1 protein-coding gene is annotated in these 1,257 nt (G+C 44.6%); it reads right to left on the bottom strand.

The genetic code is table 11. The features are described from left to right. On the bottom strand, nucleotides 1-936 hold a 936-nt coding region (locus R7E47_RS24635; RefSeq protein ID WP_318085368.1), incomplete at its 3' end, for a MipA/OmpV family protein. Nucleotides 937-1,257: the final 321 nt, after the last annotated feature.

Below are 1,257 nucleotides of genomic sequence, written 5' to 3' on the forward strand. Positions count from 1 at the left end.
TGACTGAACATCCGACGACCAATGGTGAACCAAACCAGGCGTTAAATAGATATCAAGAGGCAAACCAAACAGTTCATCAGTCAACGGATGTCCGTAGAAAAACGAAGTGAGCTGATTATCGTATTCATCCTTTTCAGCGTTGAACTTGAAAATGTCGCCCATATTGGAAGGCGTCGCCCAGCCGTGCGCAATTCGCAAATATGGACGATTGTGAAGGTCAGATTTTCGCTCTTTGCCTTTGTCGTTAAAGAAGCCGAAACCGACAAACACTTCACCTTGGTAACGATCTTCGACAATTCCACTCTTGTAAGCTTCGTTGTCTAAGCGCGTCACGCTGGTTTCGCCCAACAAATAGAGGTTAGAAATCACGTGATAACGCGCTTTGATGCCAAGATTAGCATCTGCGCCAGCACCGATTCTTTCCCCTGTCACATCTTTGAAAGCGTAATACTCGCTGTTGAAATCAGAGTCCTTATAACGGATGGTAAAAGATGGTTCGAACTCCCAATCACCCAGCTCGTAATTTGCTGCAATTCTGTAGTTTGAGTGGAACTGAAACTCGTCATCCGTCATCAATTCCACTTCAGCGCGCCAGTTTTCATTGAAGTCATAACGCAGTTGGCCACCAAAATCGACGCGATCACCTTCAAACGCGTTTTGAACGGATTTAGGAATGTCGACAAAACGAAGACGCGTAATCGCACTCACTCGCCAGTCAGAATCCTCTTCGTTAAACAGAAAAGCGCCGCCCTCGAGTCCGTTAATGTACAAATGTTCATTTTCAAAAAACATCATCGGCACGAAGGTGCTCACCGTAGAGTCATCGTTAGCAGTGTAAAAAGGAATCGAGGCCGTGCGATACATGGCGGCAATGCCCCACGTTTGCTCATCTGTTGCATAAGCCGTTGATACAGCCGCAGCGAGCGGAAGCATCATGGTGGCTTGTTTCAATCTCTTCATGGGTTTTAATCAAAGTTGATGGAGAAAATCAGTGAATTAAGCTTATGTTCTTTCGATATTAGCCGTTACAATACTTAACGTTGTCATGGGCGTGACAGTTCGCGTCATGCACTTTGATACGTTGGCATGAACATAATCTCAGTGCGTTGTTAACCTAACCACGAACTATGCCAGTAATCTAGGCATGTCGTCATCAAAAATCATTAAAAGCAGCCACTTATGGGTTTAGCCTGAACTTAAACATAACGAAGTAAACGTGAAAGCATCAGAACTTATCTCTATCCTCAATAATTTGCC

The sequence above is a fragment of the Vibrio sp. Vb1026 genome (genome assembly GCF_033338745.1).
Lineage (GTDB): Bacteria > Pseudomonadota > Gammaproteobacteria > Enterobacterales > Vibrionaceae > Vibrio > Vibrio alginolyticus.